The organism is Achromobacter sp. UBA2119 (assembly GCF_002331005.1).
Lineage (GTDB): Bacteria > Pseudomonadota > Gammaproteobacteria > Burkholderiales > Burkholderiaceae_B > Achromobacter > Achromobacter animicus.
The window spans coordinates 439,045-452,266 of record NZ_DCYD01000019.1 but is presented as its reverse complement, the minus strand read 5'-3'; the positions used below and the strand labels follow the sequence as shown (position 1 = coordinate 452,266).

17 protein-coding genes are annotated in these 13,222 nt (G+C 61.6%); 12 read left to right on the top strand and 5 right to left on the bottom strand.

Translation table 11 applies throughout. The features are described 5' to 3' along the window. The 4 genes from B3098_RS25600 to B3098_RS25585 all read left to right on the top strand — a co-directional run bounded on the left by B3098_RS25600 (position 1) and on the right by B3098_RS25585 (position 2,441). Positions 1-279, top strand: coding sequence for a hypothetical protein (locus B3098_RS25600; protein ID WP_286899871.1), 279 nt, complete (start codon positions 1-3; stop codon positions 277-279). Continuing rightward, entirely contained in the window at positions 276-806 is a 531-nt protein-coding gene (locus B3098_RS25595; RefSeq protein WP_286899870.1) for a hypothetical protein, read from the top strand. Before B3098_RS25600 ends, B3098_RS25595 begins: the two co-directional genes overlap by 4 nt. After that, positions 803-1,333, top strand: coding sequence for a DUF2514 family protein (locus tag B3098_RS25590; RefSeq protein ID WP_349677771.1), 531 nt, complete (start codon positions 803-805; stop codon positions 1,331-1,333). The genes B3098_RS25595 and B3098_RS25590 overlap by 4 nt, the downstream gene beginning before the upstream one ends. Positions 1,334-1,433: 100 nt before the next feature. After that, positions 1,434-2,441 carry a phytanoyl-CoA dioxygenase family protein gene (locus B3098_RS25585; RefSeq protein ID WP_286899869.1) on the top strand — a complete coding sequence of 336 codons (1,008 nt, stop codon included), beginning with the start codon at positions 1,434-1,436 and terminating at the stop codon, positions 2,439-2,441. Between the two features lie 15 nt (positions 2,442-2,456). Here the strand turns inward: B3098_RS25585 and B3098_RS25580 are convergent, their stop codons facing one another. Both B3098_RS25580 and B3098_RS25575 read right to left on the bottom strand, forming a co-directional pair. Continuing rightward, positions 2,457-2,750: a hypothetical protein gene (locus B3098_RS25580; protein WP_286899868.1), complete on the bottom strand. Its 294-nt coding sequence runs from the start codon at positions 2,748-2,750 to the stop codon at positions 2,457-2,459. Positions 2,751-2,798: 48 nt separating this feature from the next. Beyond that, positions 2,799-3,461, bottom strand: a complete 663-nt coding sequence (locus B3098_RS25575; RefSeq protein WP_286899866.1) for an SOS response-associated peptidase — start codon at positions 3,459-3,461, stop codon at positions 2,799-2,801. Between the two features lie 406 nt (positions 3,462-3,867). Here B3098_RS25575 and B3098_RS25570 point away from each other — a divergent pair, with 406 nt between their 5' ends. From B3098_RS25570 to B3098_RS25560, 3 genes are all read left to right on the top strand, one after another. Continuing rightward, complete coding sequence (locus B3098_RS25570; protein WP_286899864.1) at positions 3,868-4,857, top strand: hypothetical protein; 990 nt, start codon at positions 3,868-3,870, stop codon at positions 4,855-4,857. A 9-nt stretch (positions 4,858-4,866) separates the two neighbouring features. Then, positions 4,867-5,472 (top strand): hypothetical protein, encoded by a 606-nt coding sequence (locus B3098_RS25565; RefSeq protein ID WP_286899862.1) that lies wholly within the window; start codon positions 4,867-4,869, stop codon positions 5,470-5,472. Between the two features lie 490 nt (positions 5,473-5,962). Beyond that, positions 5,963-7,183 (top strand): diguanylate phosphodiesterase, encoded by a 1,221-nt coding sequence (locus B3098_RS25560; protein ID WP_286899861.1) that lies wholly within the window; start codon positions 5,963-5,965, stop codon positions 7,181-7,183. A 20-nt stretch (positions 7,184-7,203) separates the two neighbouring features. Here B3098_RS25560 and B3098_RS25555 read toward each other — a convergent pair whose 3' ends face one another. Beyond that, entirely contained in the window at positions 7,204-7,743 is a 540-nt protein-coding gene (locus B3098_RS25555; protein ID WP_286899858.1) for a hypothetical protein, read from the bottom strand. Positions 7,744-8,005: 262 nt separating this feature from the next. On the opposite strand from B3098_RS25555, the gene aqpZ reads away from it, so the two are divergent. From aqpZ to B3098_RS25540, 3 genes are all read left to right on the top strand, one after another. After that, complete coding sequence (gene aqpZ, locus B3098_RS25550; protein ID WP_175123427.1) at positions 8,006-8,719, top strand: aquaporin Z; 714 nt, start codon at positions 8,006-8,008, stop codon at positions 8,717-8,719. A gap of 136 nt (positions 8,720-8,855) precedes the next feature. Next, positions 8,856-9,713 carry a 3-deoxy-8-phosphooctulonate synthase gene (kdsA, locus tag B3098_RS25545; protein WP_175123426.1) on the top strand — a complete coding sequence of 286 codons (858 nt, stop codon included), beginning with the start codon at positions 8,856-8,858 and terminating at the stop codon, positions 9,711-9,713. Between the two features lie 68 nt (positions 9,714-9,781). Continuing rightward, positions 9,782-10,090 carry a DUF3892 domain-containing protein gene (locus B3098_RS25540; RefSeq protein WP_286899856.1) on the top strand — a complete coding sequence of 103 codons (309 nt, stop codon included), beginning with the start codon at positions 9,782-9,784 and terminating at the stop codon, positions 10,088-10,090. Between the two features lie 14 nt (positions 10,091-10,104). Here B3098_RS25540 and B3098_RS25535 read toward each other — a convergent pair whose 3' ends face one another. Then, entirely contained in the window at positions 10,105-10,590 is a 486-nt protein-coding gene (locus tag B3098_RS25535) for a GNAT family N-acetyltransferase (protein ID WP_175123424.1), read from the bottom strand. Positions 10,591-10,751: 161 nt separating this feature from the next. Between B3098_RS25535 and B3098_RS25530 the strand changes: the two genes are divergently transcribed. Both B3098_RS25530 and B3098_RS25525 read left to right on the top strand, forming a co-directional pair. Beyond that, positions 10,752-12,401: an intermembrane transport protein PqiB gene (locus tag B3098_RS25530; protein ID WP_286899855.1), complete on the top strand. Its 1,650-nt coding sequence runs from the start codon at positions 10,752-10,754 to the stop codon at positions 12,399-12,401. A gap of 196 nt (positions 12,402-12,597) precedes the next feature. Next, positions 12,598-12,855 (top strand): hypothetical protein, encoded by a 258-nt coding sequence (locus tag B3098_RS25525; RefSeq protein WP_175123422.1) that lies wholly within the window; start codon positions 12,598-12,600, stop codon positions 12,853-12,855. A 10-nt stretch (positions 12,856-12,865) separates the two neighbouring features. Here B3098_RS25525 and B3098_RS25520 read toward each other — a convergent pair whose 3' ends face one another. After that, positions 12,866-13,174 carry a hypothetical protein gene (locus B3098_RS25520; RefSeq protein WP_286899852.1) on the bottom strand — a complete coding sequence of 103 codons (309 nt, stop codon included), beginning with the start codon at positions 13,172-13,174 and terminating at the stop codon, positions 12,866-12,868. Positions 13,175-13,222: the final 48 nt, after the last annotated feature.

The following is a 13,222-nucleotide window of genomic DNA, read 5'->3' as shown; positions in this document are numbered from 1 at the left end:
ATGGACAGCACCATATACCTCACCTTGTGGGCCGTCCTGGCCTTTGTCTGCTGGCTGTTCGTGGCCGGCGGCGCGGCGCTGGCCGTGTTCGCCCGAGCGATCAAGGACACGACGCTGGAGCGGATCGGCCTGTCGGCGGTCTGCCTGACGGCGACCGGCGCGGCGTGCCGCATCTTCGTGGCGGGCTGGGCCAGCGCGGGAGACGCGGCGCTCGCGGCCTCTGCCGCCTTCTACGTGGCCGCCGTGACGGCCAAGCACATCAGGAGCCCGAAGCAATGACGTTATCCGAAATCATCGCCGCCGGCATCAACCCCGCGCTGGCGCTGCTGCCCGCCAGCATGGACACGCCCGAAGCGCGCATCATGCTGCTGGCGATCGGGCTGCAAGAATCCCGCTTCGAGAATCGGCGACAGCTCGTGGGCAAGCCGCCCCGCCCGATCGGACCCGCGAAGAGCTTCTGGCAAGCGGAGCAGGGCGGCGGCATGGTGCATGGAGTCCGCCTGCACGCCGAAACCCGCGCCGCTGCCGCGCACCTGTACCAGGCCCGTGGCGTGCCAGCGCGCGATGCCGCAATCTGGGATGCCATCGAGAACGACGACGTGCTTGCTGCGGCGTTGGCTCGTTTGCTGCTCTGGACGGATCCGCAGCCCTTACCGAAGGTCGGGGCCGAGGAGGATGCTTGGGCTCTGTACGTGCGTACCTGGCGGCCGGGTGCTTACGCGCGAGGGACGCCGGCACAGCGAGCGGATCTCCGGGCCAAGTGGGGCCGGAACTATGCCTTGGCCGTGGGCGAGGTGGTCGGATGAGCCTAAGCCGAAAGATCCTGGCCAGTCTTGGCGGCTGGAAGGGCTACGCGGTCGTCGCTGGCGCGGCACTTGTAATGGGCACAGGCGCTGCGTGGGTGGCGCAAGGGTGGCGCTATGGCGCTCAGATTGCCGCCATCGAGCGGGACCATGCAAATGAAAAGTCTGACCAGGCCCGAGCTACCGTCGATGCAATCGAAGCCGCGAGGACTGAAGAAAGGCGGCGTACTGCTGCCGTGGAGAAAGTTCGTGAGACTGCAACGAAACAAACCTCTATCGCAGTGGCTGATGCTATTCGCGCTCGTGACGAGCGCGACCGGCTGCTCGTCCGCGCCGACACGCTGGCTCGCGCCGCAGCCGATCGAGATCCCGCCGCTGCCGTCGGAAGCACGGCAGGATCTGACGCCGTCGATCTGCTCGCCCACATGCTCCGACGGGTTAGCCTCCGAGCTGAAGAACTTGCAAGAATTGCAGACCGTGCGCGCATCGCAGGACTGACCTGCGAGCGAGCGTACGACAGTCTCAGGTAGCAGTGGGAGCACATGACATTCGCTCGACTGGTAAATCCAGTAAATTATCGAGCGTTTTTGTTATCATCCAGGCCAATTCTATTGGCGGGAGGGCCAAGGCATGGGCTGGTTGGATTATTTCACCAAGGCGCAGGATTACGTGGGTTTTGACCAGGCGCTGGAAGATGTGGCGGTCGCTACGAAGGACGGAAATATTCCTGAAAACTGGCGCGACGTCACCAAGCATAAAGCTTGGTTCGATCGCCCAGATGCGCTCGCTCATGTTGAAACAATGCGCGCGCAGATGAACCTCTCCGACGAGCAGTCAACACTGTTGCGTCATTGGGTAACTGACGGGTATGTCGTGCTGGAAAAGGCGATTCCTGAAGCCGACATTGATGGCACGGTGGACTTTATTGAGAACCTTTTTACGACCGATATTCCGAACCCGAATATTTCCCTTCTCGGCTACACCCTGGACCCGAGGGGGAAGCCTGGCGCCGTTCCTCATTCTGAGGTGGTGAAGCTGACGCCGGCAGAGCGTCAAGCTAACGCGCGTATCAGCCCTTGGAGGATTCACGAGCTGTGGACCCAATGCGACGCCGCGAAACGGATATATCAAAACCAGGCGCTTACGGACCTCTGTTCACTGATTTTTGACCGCCCGGCATATCCGCGCTCAACGATCAATTTTTACTTGGGCAGCCAGCAAGAGCTGCACCAAGACATGACCGTCTTCCATGTCTTTCCCGGGAATTACTTGATTGGGGCTTGGGTAGCATTGGAAGATATCTCCGCTGATAGTGGCCCTCTACGCTTCGCGCCGAAAACCCATTTGGCGCCACCCTACAAGAAGTTCAAACACCACCCCCAAACCACGCTAAGAACCAACCCGCTCTCCGATTACGCCGGCTATTACAGGTATACCAACCGGCTTGCAAAGAAGCAGGGCGGCGCGAAACCCTTTTTGGCCAAAAAGGGAGATGTATTCCTGTGGCACGGAATGCTGGTTCATGGCGGTAGCCCGGTGAACAATCCGGCATTTACCCGCAAAAGCATGGTGATCCATTACTTAACGGAAGGGGTCGACCAGACAGCCAAGATCACCGGCCCCTTTAATTGGGAGTGACTTCGTTCGGCGCCTCTAGCGGGGCGCCATTCCCTTGCGCAGCTTGGCCGGCGTTTCCATGAGGGCATCCACAATGTCGTCGCGCTCCCGGACGCAGGGCTCCGCAGCCAGCCGAGCCAGGAGCTCGTCGTAGATGTCGCCAATCAGGCCTGTGGGGCGCTTCAGATCGTTGGATACCTGGTGCCAGCGCAATAGCTCGGAGCGCATGCGCTTGACTTCCCATAGCAGGGTGATCACATCGGAATTCCAGGGCTGGCGCTCGCGGATGGTCTGGAGTTCGGAGTGGGTGAGGGGGGGGTTGAAAGTCATGGCGGAAAACACTGGTTGAATAAACAGCATATTCCGCCTTTATAGGGGTCACACCATCGGCGTGGCGACAAGCCGATCATGTGGGTAGGGCACCAGAAAATCCCGGCTTTGCTCGGCGGCGGCCGTCAGCCAATCGCCGTAGGCACCCTCCGGCAGAATCACGAGCATCCGCTTTTCCTTGCCGGTCTGGTGGTAGTCGCGGAACAGTGGGTCTTGATCGGCGTTGATGGTGAGCATGGTGTAGCTCTCCAGCCATGCGCCCGTCGCGTCGCGGTAGCGGTCCCACAAGCCGGCGATGCCCAGAGGCGCGCCGTCGGCCCGGGTGAAGCGGGTGGCTACGGCCTTTCCAGAGCGCCAGTCAGGCTCGAAGATGGCGTCGGCGGGGATGATGCAGTGCTGCGCCCGGCGCCAAGCGTTGCGGAAGGTGAAGGCGTTGGCGACGCGATCGTCGCGTGCGTTGAACGTGGACAGCTTCTCAGCGCCCACCAGGCTGTCAGGCGTGGTTGAGGACGAGATGAGGCCCCAGCGTCCTAGAACCGATTCACGGTCCGCCACGGCTTCGTCGCCTGCGTCATGCTCGGGTGGCCGGCGCACAAACGCGCCCTGGTAGCGCGGCCACATGTCGTACTTGCCAAGCACGCCCGGCCTGGTTACGCCGAACTTCTTGAGCAGTAGCTCAGCGTCCTTCAAGGTCTGATAGTGGCTGCACATGAGATCCTCCGTTGTAGCCTCGGAGTATAGGACCGGCGCATATCGCTGCAGCATCCCGGGCAGACGCATGCGCGCTCTGTTCGGGTCTCAATAGAGGCCTCGCCAAAGCGGTACGCGCAGGCCCCATAACGGCCCCAAGACTATCGCTAACCCGCATGGATGCTCGCGGTACGTTTCCCGCCGTCGGCCTCTATGTGGTGGATCTGGCGATGTCTCGTCAATCTTTTCGATACCGCATCGCCGGCTGCAGCAACTCGAAGATCCGGCTTTTTCGCAGTGCGCGGGCTGTGTACATCATTCCCTGATAGCTGTATATTTATACAGTATTGAGGGCGAACTAATGTACTCGGTTGACCTGTGTTCAGATATTTCATACCGTTCCTGTATGTTTTTTGGAGGAGGGGATATGAAAGCGAAAGAACGGTGGGTTAAGTACTTTGATTGCGTGGTGCGGGCAAGCGTTCGTTCCACCGTTGGGAGGTCTCCCACAATGTCGCGAGTGCGGCCGACGTCCCTCCGTGTGATTCTGGCCGAACTGCAGGCGCTGATTGCGAACGGTCATGTGGTTGAAATCGGTGGTGCCGGCGACAAGCCTTACCTGTGGCTGACCCGCGTGCATCTTCCGCCTCAAGGTGATAAAGCCCTGATCCTGCTGACGCGGTCTGACAGATCTGCCGCTGATTTGGCCATCCATGATTCAGCCACTGGCGAAATCACCATCGCGGCGAAGACAGCAACGCAGGGCAACGCTTACTCCGCTCATATTGGGATCAGTCTGAGTTCACTCGCGGGCGACAGGTATCTCATGGTCGTGGAGGATGCCATTGGGATCGGCGGGGCTGCAATTTCGCGATTGCTCAGCAAGGGAATTCGTGAGGCAACAAAGTTGGGATCGACAGCGTTCCTCTATCCTCACCCCGACAACACCCTCAATCGCGATGGAAGTCCTAAAACTCTGAAAGGCAGCTACAAAATTGAGGTGATGGGTCATCCCTCATTGGACTTCGAATACGAGCTCAACAACGGAGAACTCAAAGATATTGAAGTTGTGGACGCTACGGTCACGGCTCAAAATTATGACGGCTATAACGCCACTAGCTTTCGATCCAAAACGATCCGGTTGAAGCCTCTCAACACACTGAATGTTAAGGCTCATGATGTGGTAAGGGGCGTGTGCAAGCGCGCGGTCCAGCAGAAGATGGATCAAGTGCGGATCAAGTTCGCAGACACGGAAGGAGTAGACCATACGGTCGTCTTGGATCCTCGGAGCGCGGGGATGTTGAATGAAGATAGGTTCATCAAACGCGAACTCATTGACGGCTTCGTGAATCGACTGAGCACGGCGACTGCGGAAATCAACGTAGAAATTCGAGACAGAATTCTTGCCAAACTTTAGCGAGATCAAATGTTCTATCAGCTACTACGTCCATTCTCTTACTTGACCATCAACCACCCTGCAAAGAAAGTGGTTGATTGGCGCGTTCCTGGACTGCTGACGCTTGTTGCGATGTGCGTGCTGGTCGTCGGTCGAGGGGCAATCAATGTGTGGGGAGCCGATGGACTCGTCAGCATCCTTCAGGGCCTGGTGCAGGGGCTCCCTGGCTTTTACATCGCGGCTTTGGCTGCGGTTGCCACCTTCGGTAGGCAAACCACGCTTGACTCATTGATTCCCGAGCCCACTCCAACGATAGAGACGTGGTACGGCGAGGGCAAGATCGAAATTGGACTAACGCGTCGAAGGTTCTTGTGTCTGCTTTTTGCGCATCTCACCGCAGTGAGCGTGTGCATCAGTGTGTTTGCTTCATTTGGGAGGGCTGTTGCCGGCCCGGTTCAGCGAAGTGTGGGATCGTATGCGCTCGACGTGGCCTTCTATGTCGGCTCAACGGTGTACGTTTTTTTCGTTTTTCAAATGATCGTCGTCACGCTTTGGGGGCTCTACTACTTGAGCGACAAGATGCATCAGCCTGATGCGGACCCTCTGGAATTGGTCGTCGACGAGGAGCAGCGCTGACCGATGCCCCAAAGCGTCCTGCTATAGTGACGTTGCTCGCTGGCCCCAGGCTGGCCCCAAATAATCCGGAAAGCCGCGCCAATGCTAGTATTTCGAGTCCCCTCCTTCGCACCACCAAATCCCCCCATGATTTCAATGATTTAGGTTTTAAACCTATCATTTCCTGAATGATTGGGCGGTCAGGCCAAACCCGCTACAGTTCGTGGAAAGTGTCCGGTTACCCGCCGGTTTCCCTGAGCTTTTCAGGCCGATTCGTCCAGACCCACTCTGGAATTCCCAGGCGACAGTGGCACCCAGTGGCGCCATTAAGCCGTGGCCCCATCCACGCAGTCCGTCGGCAGCGATTCATGCGCCGCGTTGACCGCCGATCCATCGACGTGCCGCAGTGACGGGCCGATCGAACAGATTTCCCACAGATTACGCCTGCTCGCTTGAACATTAGCCTTGCCGCGAGCCTTTCCCCGCCCGACCCGTTTGCACAGAGCACGCCATGCTATCGACACTGATATACCGCAGCCGTGCTGTCACTTCGATGAACGCGCAGGATCTGACCGACCTGCTGACGCCCGCCCGAGCTCGCAACGCCGCCCTGCAGGTGACCGGCATATTGCTCTTTGACGGCGTTCATTTCGTCCAGTTGCTGGAAGGCCCCGACGAGGCGGTCAACCTGATATTCGATGCCATCCGGCGCGACGATGCCCACAAGAACGTCGTGCTGCTCATGCAGGATCACGGGCCTACCCGCCGGTTTGGGGGGGATGCGATGGCGCTGCTTGACCTGCGAGCGCTCGATCCCCAACAGGTTTCTGCGCGCATTCTGGCCAAGATGAAAAAGCCGGGGCGCTGGCCGGGCGGTGACGACCGGGTGGTAAAGATTCTTGGCTGGTATGCCGATGCGCATGGCACGGACCATATCGTCGAAGGAGACGACGCGGCCAACTGGCGGTTTGCGGCCAGCGGTGTTCGGTTGGCGCATGAAGATCCCGCAGCGCCTGCGCGGCCGTATCCCTTTGCGCTGCAACCCATTGTCGATCCCCTGCGGCGCGAGATCACCTCCCTTGAATTCCTGATCCGCGGTCAATCGGGCGGATCGCCGGAACAGTTGTTCGCCAGCCTGGATCCCGCGGACCGTTATCGCGTGGATCTGGAATCCAAGGCCTCGGCGTTCGAGCTGGCGCGGCGGCTGGGCCTGACCGATGTAAAGCTGTCGGTCAATCTGTTGCCCATGTCGTTGATTGAAGATCCGGCCGCGGTCGACCGCCTGGTGGATCAGATTGCGGCGTGCGCGCTGTTGCCACAGCATGTGATCGTCGAAATCACCGAACAGGAAGCGATCGAGCGGCCGCGCGCCTTCAGGGATGCGATCGAACGGCTGCGCCGCGCCGGTATCGGCGTTGCGATCGATGATTTCGGGGCCGGCTATGCGGGCCTGTCGCTGCTGGCCGAGTTTCAGCCGGACAAGCTCAAGATCGACCGCCAGCTCATTCAGAACATTCATCAGGACGGACCGCGCCAGGCAATCGTCTGCGGCATTGCCCGCACGTGCAGCGCAATGGGCATCACGCCTGTCGCCGAAGGCGTGGAGCGGATCGAGGAATGGTGCTGGTTGCAGGCTGCCGGAATCGAGCGGTTCCAGGGCTATCTGTTTGCCAAACCAGCGCTCAATGCCGTCCCTGAAGTGCAGTGGCCTGAACGCGTCCGGCTGGACTGATTCGGCTCAGGCAGCGCGCATTACCGCCTGGCCGCTTTGGGCAACCACGCGGTGAACCAGGCCGCTGCGCCGAGCGCCACAAGGATAACCACCGTGCCCACCGTGGTGGTGAAAGCCGGCACGTACATCATCGCCAGATCCGCCACCACGATGACGGCGAACGCGCCTGCCCACGCCCACGCGATCCGTTCTGCGGTGCGCCGGAACGCCGGGCGGGCGGCCACCTCGGGCGACACCCGTTCCATCGCGTACTGAAGCGTGAAGCGGCGGCCGGCAAAGATCGAACCCAGCACGATGGCCAGCAGCCCCGCGTCCACCAGCAGCCGAACGCTCAACAGCGACGGACTGAACGCCGGGAAGCGCGTCGCGAAGGCAAGCGCCCCGAACAGGATCAGCGATCCGACCTCCAGTGTCTTGGGCGAAACATGAAGAACGAACCTGTCCCGGATGACCAGCAGGGCGGAAACGGCCGTGGCGGCCACGAGCGCGGCGTGCGTGCCCACCCGGTGCTCCAACAGCGCAAAGGTGATGAAGGGAACAAAGGCGAGCAGCAGTTTCACGGTGATCCTCCGGCGAAGGCGTCCCGCTGAAATTAGCATCCGCTGTTTGTTTCCCCCAACGAAATCGCGCCCGCCAACCCAGCCAGCGAATGCAGTCCCATCCGCCATCCGAACGATCCCAAGCGGCGTGCGCCCCGGCTATGTTGTCGAGCAGCGTCACGCCTGACGCGCCGGCGTACAAGAATCGTCAAGATTTTCGATTCTTGAATATTGCCCCGCGCGCTTGCCGATACCTTAGGGCTTTCGTTACTGAGGGATGGACATGTATTCACTACCCAAGCGTTGCGGCGCAGAGTTCTTCGGCACCTTCTGGCTGGTGCTGGGCGGTTGCGGCGCGGCGGTGCTTGCCGCCGGTTTTCCCCAACTGGGCATCGGATTCGCGGGCGTTGCGCTGGCGTTCGGCCTGACCGTCCTGACGATGGTCTTCGCTGTGGGCCATATATCTGGCGGGCACTTCAATCCGGCTGTCACAGTCGGCCTGGTGGCCGGCGGACGCTTCCCCGCCCGAGAAATCCTGCCGTACGTGATCGTTCAGGTCCTGGGCGCCATCGCCGCTGCGGCGGTCCTGGCCTGCATCGCCAACGGCAAGCTGGGTTTCGACCTGAGGGCCAGCCACTTCGCCGCCAATGGCTATGGCGCCTATTCACCGGGCAAGTACACGCTGCTGGCCGCGATGGTGACCGAAGTGGTGCTGACGGCCGGCTTTATCTTCGTGATTCTCGGCGCCACCAGCAGGCGGGCGCCGGCCGGCTTTGCGGCCATTCCCATCGGCTTTGCGCTGACCCTCATTCACCTCATCAGCATCCCGGTCACCAACACATCGGTGAACCCGGCACGCTCGACCGGACCGGCGCTGTTCGTGGGTGGCTGGGCGTTGGAACAGTTGTGGCTGTTCTGGCTGGCGCCTATCGTCGGCGCAGTCATCGGCGCGGTGGCCTACCGGCTGGTCAGCGACCCGGCGATCGAACGCGCCTGACAGGGCGGAAACGCGGCGCGGGGGATCATTTCAGAGCTGCTGTGAGCTGAAAACGGGGCCGGTCAGATGATGGCGCGAGGAAGCAGGTTGTACATTACGCACTATCACCTGCTTCACCTTTACAGGATCGCCCATCATGACCGCCCCAGAAGTCGTTATCTCCCCCTCGATCGCCTGCGCGAACGACCGGCCCTTCGTGCTGTTCGGCGGCATCAATGTGCTGGAATCCAAGGATCTGGCGCTGCGCGCGTGCGAGGAATACCAACGCGTCACCCGCAAATTGGGCATTCCCTACGTATTCAAGGCGTCGTTCGACAAGGCCAATCGCTCGTCCATCCATTCGTACCGCGGTCCTGGCCTCGAAGAAGGCATGAAGATCTTCGAAGCCGTGAAAAAGGAATTCGGTGTGCCGGTCATCACCGACGTCCACGAACCGTGGCAGGCGGCGCCGGTGGCCGAAGTTGCCGATATCCTGCAACTGCCGGCCTTTCTGGCGCGCCAGACCGATCTGGTCGTCGCGCTTGCCAAGACGCAGCGCGTGGTCAACATCAAGAAGCCGCAGTTCCTCAGCCCCGCGCAGATGCTGAACATCGTCGAGAAGTTCACCGAGGCCGGCAACGACAAGCTGATTCTGTGTGATCGCGGCACCAGCTTTGGCTACGACAATCTGGTCGTCGACATGCTGGGTTTCGGCGTCATGAAAAAGGTGTCCGGCAACCGCCCGCTGATCTTCGACGTCACCCACGCGCTGCAGCAGCGTTCGTCGCTGGACGCGGCATCCGGCGGTCGTCGTGAACAGGTCGCAGACCTGGCGCGCGCCGGCATGGCGGTCGGGCTGGCGGGCCTTTTCCTGGAAGCCCACCCCGATCCCAAGAACGCGAAATGCGATGGCCCCAGCGCGTTGCCCCTGGACAAGCTCGAGCCCTTCCTGACGCAACTCAAGCAGCTCGACGACCTGGTGAAGTCCTTTGCGCCGATCGACATCGAACCCTGACGCGCTTGCGGTCATCACACGGCCGCCAAGCTGTTATACGATCCAGGCCAAACATTAGGGAGGCCTGGATGTCTTTGTATGTGATCGTCGCCGTGCGCAAAGAGGCCGGAAGTGGCCATATCGCCTACGTGCGCTGGGGGCAGGCCGTGCGCGGCGTTCCCGGCTGGATCTCGGAGCCCACGACGGCCGCAGCCGCCGAAGTCATTGAACTCATCAAGGATGGCGCCGAGGTCGAGACCGCGATCAGTGTCGACGGCCTTACCGTCGCATCCCGCGCGGTGCGTGTGCTGGTGGACGCCGGCGGGCGCGAACACCTCGCGTCGGTGCCGGTGCCCAGTTCCATCTTGCACACGCTGTTCGACCTGCCGGAGTTCTAACCAGTGCGGCTGCCCTAGCGGCGGCCCTCGGCAAAGTTGACGAGCGCGTCGCCGGCCATCCGATAACGCACCCACTCATCCTGGGGCAGTGCGCCGATGGATTGATAGAAATCGATGGCGGGCTGATTCCAGTCCAGCACACTCCACTCGAGCCGTCCGCAGCCGTTCGCCACGGCCTCGCGTGCCAGATGGCGCAGCAGGTCGCGTCCCGCGCCGATTCCACGGTGTTCGGGCGTGACGTACAGGTCCTCGAGATAGATGCCGTTTTTTCCGAGCCAGGTGGAGTAGCTGTAGAAATAGACGGCGTAGCCAATGGCCTTGCCGTCCAGCAGGCACATCAACGCCCGGGCAGGGGCGCCTTCGGCAAACAAGGTGCGTTCGACGTCGTCGGCGCTGGCGATCACCTCATGCGCAGCGCGTTCATAGACGGCCAGTTCGGTAATGAAGGCATGGATCTGGGCCGCGTCCGACGGTGCGGCAGGACGAATTTCGATATTCACGGATCTTTCCTGTTTGTTGGGATGGCTATCCTACTCGCTATTGGCGCAGCGGGCAGGCCGGAACGTGGGGAATACCCTTGTTGCGCGGCGGACCGCCCGGCGCGACGCTTTATCGGGATTGCACCCAGAGTCCAGACGTGCGCTCACGAAGGATGCCTTCAATGCCCGAGACTGCTCCTGCTGTCGCACACAAGCCGCCGTCCGCCGGCCGCCGACGGCGGTTTTCCTGGATCTGGCTGGTGCCGATTGTTGCGGCGCTGGGTGGCCTGCTGCTCGTGCTGAAGGTCTGGATGGACGCAGGGCCCGAGGCCACGATCAGCTTCCAGACGGCGGAAGGGCTGGAGGCCGGCAAGACACAGGTGCGCTACAAGGAAGTCAACGTCGGCACCGTCCAGCGCGTGGCGCTCAACGAGGACCGGACGGGCGTGATTGCGACGGTCCAGCTCAACAAGGACGCGGCTGGGCTCCTGCAGGAGGGCACCGTGTTCTGGGTGGTGCGGCCGCGCCTGACGCTCAGTGGCGTTTCAGGTCTGAACACGTTGCTGTCCGGCGCCTACATCGGCCTGGATCCCGCGGGCCGCAATGGCGGCAGCGATCCGCGCAAGGCGACGAAGTTCGCTTTCGTCGGTCTGGAAGTCCCGCCCGAGGTGACGCAGGACAGGCCGGGCAAGCGCTTCACCCTCAAGGGCCACGACCTTGGTTCGCTGGACATCGGATCGCCCGTCTATTTCCGGCGCATCGCGGTAGGGCAGGTGGTTAGCTATCGCCTGGATGCCACCGGCCAGGGCGTCGATATCCAGGTGTTCGTCGACGCGCCCAACGACGCCTTCGTCAACGAAGGCACGCGTTTCTGGAACGCCAGCGGGGTGGACTTCTCGGTAGATTCAGGCGGGCTGCAAGTGCGATCTCAGTCGTTGGTGTCGGTGATCGTGGGCGGCGTCGCCTTCGACTCGGTCGAGACCCGTTTACACACCGCAGCCAAACCGGATGCCGCGTTCGTCATTTACCCCTCCGAGACCGCGGCGCGCGCGCAGCCGGACGGCACGCCGCTGCGCATCCGCATGCGGTTTGACCAATCGGTGCGCGGACTGTCCGTGGGCGCGCCCATCGACGCGTTTGGCGCGTCGGTCGGGCAGGTGGATGCCATCGGACTGGAACTCGATCGCACCACGCAGCAGTTCTATGCCCTGGTGGATGCCACCCTCTATCCGGAACGGCTGGGCGCCAAGACGTTTGAAGAAATCAAGGAGTTTTCGGGCTCTACGGTCACGCATCCCAGCGGCAAGCTGATGGCGGCCTTGATCGACCAGGGATTACGGGCGCAATTGCGCATCGGCAATCTCCTGACAGGCCAGTTGTATGTCGCCTTTGCGGTCTTCCCGGACGCCGAGCCCGTGACGTTCAAGATGGAGGAGGCGCCTTTCATTCCCACCGTGCCGAACAATCTGGACCAGTTGCAGCTGCAGATCAACAGCATCCTGACCAAGCTGGACAGGATTCCCTTTGAAGGTCTGGGCGCTGAACTCAATAACCTGCTGCAGGGCACATCCAAGCTGGTGAAGCGGCTGGACACACAGCTTGCGCCCGAGGCGACCGCGACGTTGCGCCAGGCAAGCCGGTCGCTCGCCGCCGTCGGTGGGCTGCTCAGCCCCGATGCCGGCCTGCCCGTCAACACGAGCGCACTGCTGCAAGAACTGGCGCGCACGGCGAGGTCGCTACGGGAGTTGGCAGACTACCTGCAGGCTCACCCGGGGTCCCTGCTGCGAGGGCGCGCGCCGGATCCGGTGACGGGTCGGTCGACGGCCCGGTAATCTGCGTAAGCAGCCTTGCATCGTGTTTCCTGGCCCGCAGGTGTCCGATACCCGCGGACCACCTGCCGCATCAAAGTGTGGGCGGCCACCCTTGGTGTCTGACACCGATTTCCATCGGGAACGCCACTTGCTGTATGAGGCCGGGGCGCCGGTGGGTTGCGGACCGAGCGGCTCCCCATCAGAGCGGAGACTCAGCATGGACCATAGTGAAATGATGGCGCGCATGATTACGTTGCCGGTGTCGCCGGGCAGATTCGACGGGTGGGACGGCGTGCTTTCAACCCTTGCGGACTGCCTTATGCAAGTGCAGGGAAAGCTCACGGAAGCTGATGTGAAACGCTTTCTGGACGTGGGCGCGCTGGTGTATCGGACCTGCTGTCAGGACGAGGCGCGCCAGCGCTGGACGGCCGAGGAACTGGCTGCCTATCACCGCAAGGCGCCCGCAGACGCCTGAGGGGCGCGCTTCAAAAAAGGCACTGCCTCAACGCAAAAGTCCTGCCAAACGCGCGGACCTCGTCGCCGTCCACCGATGCCGCCACATCCCAGTGGTCGCCTCGTGTGACCAGAATGGATTGGCTTGAAAAGGCGTGACGAAGCGCAAACTGCCAGAACGCGCCTTCCGAGCCTTCGGGCGCCAGATCATGCGACCCTATCTGCAGCCGGGACGGCCGGGGGGTTGCACCCATCGACCACTTCAGCGCGATCAACAAGAACGCGAAACGCGCGGATGCAGAAGCGGGTTGAATGCACAGGACTCGAATCTTCTCGCTCATGGCCATCACCCTGGCTGAACAGATGAGCCAGCGTAGCAAACGCCGTGC

Excerpts from the sequence above, each read along its gene's own strand:
- B3098_RS25600 (WP_286899871.1), top strand. The coding sequence starts at position 1 with ATGGACAGCACCATATACCTCACCTTGTGGGCCGTCCTGGCCTTTGTC.
- B3098_RS25595 (WP_286899870.1), top strand. The coding sequence starts at position 276 with ATGACGTTATCCGAAATCATCGCCGCCGGCATCAACCCCGCGCTGGCG.
- B3098_RS25590 (WP_349677771.1), top strand. The coding sequence starts at position 803 with ATGAGCCTAAGCCGAAAGATCCTGGCCAGTCTTGGCGGCTGGAAGGGC.
- B3098_RS25585 (WP_286899869.1), top strand. The coding sequence starts at position 1,434 with ATGGGCTGGTTGGATTATTTCACCAAGGCGCAGGATTACGTGGGTTTT.
- B3098_RS25580 (WP_286899868.1), bottom strand. The coding sequence starts at position 2,750 with ATGACTTTCAACCCCCCCCTCACCCACTCCGAACTCCAGACCATCCGC.
- B3098_RS25575 (WP_286899866.1), bottom strand. The coding sequence starts at position 3,461 with ATGTGCAGCCACTATCAGACCTTGAAGGACGCTGAGCTACTGCTCAAG.
- B3098_RS25570 (WP_286899864.1), top strand. The coding sequence starts at position 3,868 with ATGAAAGCGAAAGAACGGTGGGTTAAGTACTTTGATTGCGTGGTGCGG.
- B3098_RS25565 (WP_286899862.1), top strand. The coding sequence starts at position 4,867 with ATGTTCTATCAGCTACTACGTCCATTCTCTTACTTGACCATCAACCAC.
- B3098_RS25560 (WP_286899861.1), top strand. The coding sequence starts at position 5,963 with ATGCTATCGACACTGATATACCGCAGCCGTGCTGTCACTTCGATGAAC.
- aqpZ (WP_175123427.1), top strand. The coding sequence starts at position 8,006 with ATGTATTCACTACCCAAGCGTTGCGGCGCAGAGTTCTTCGGCACCTTC.
- kdsA (WP_175123426.1), top strand. The coding sequence starts at position 8,856 with ATGACCGCCCCAGAAGTCGTTATCTCCCCCTCGATCGCCTGCGCGAAC.
- B3098_RS25540 (WP_286899856.1), top strand. The coding sequence starts at position 9,782 with ATGTCTTTGTATGTGATCGTCGCCGTGCGCAAAGAGGCCGGAAGTGGC.
- B3098_RS25530 (WP_286899855.1), top strand. The coding sequence starts at position 10,752 with ATGCCCGAGACTGCTCCTGCTGTCGCACACAAGCCGCCGTCCGCCGGC.
- B3098_RS25525 (WP_175123422.1), top strand. The coding sequence starts at position 12,598 with ATGGACCATAGTGAAATGATGGCGCGCATGATTACGTTGCCGGTGTCG.
- B3098_RS25520 (WP_286899852.1), bottom strand. The coding sequence starts at position 13,174 with ATGAGCGAGAAGATTCGAGTCCTGTGCATTCAACCCGCTTCTGCATCC.